The organism is Pantoea sp. SIMBA_079 (genome assembly GCF_046940275.1).
GTDB classification, from domain to species: domain Bacteria; phylum Pseudomonadota; class Gammaproteobacteria; order Enterobacterales; family Enterobacteriaceae; genus Pantoea; species Pantoea borealis.
In genome coordinates, this window is record NZ_JAWRYR010000338.1 from 1 (window position 1) to 270 (window position 270).

At 68.9% G+C, this 270-nt stretch carries 1 tRNA gene; it reads right to left on the reverse strand.

What is annotated here, in order from left to right:
- Positions 1-53: 53 nt before the first annotated feature.
- A tRNA-Val gene (locus tag SB719_RS20270) sits at positions 54-128 on the reverse strand.
- Positions 129-270 lie beyond the last annotated feature (142 nt).

Here is a 270-nt window from a genome sequence, read left to right on the forward strand (position 1 = left end):
GCGCAGAACGGAAAAAGCCGGCGCGGGGCCGGCTTTCTTCGACACTGGATGCATGGTGGGCGGTGCAGGGTTCGAACCTGCGACCCTTGCCGTGTGAAGGCAATGCTCTACCGCTGAGCTAACCGCCCGGAGCGACGTTGTCGCTGCCACGCCCGAAGGCGCGGGGTGCGCAGTTTACGGGCTGGGCGCAGCGGCCACAAGAGCCTGTGCGGGCGGATCTCGCGAGCGCGGTCGCATCCGCGTCCACTCGCCGGCGCAGAGCGATTCCCG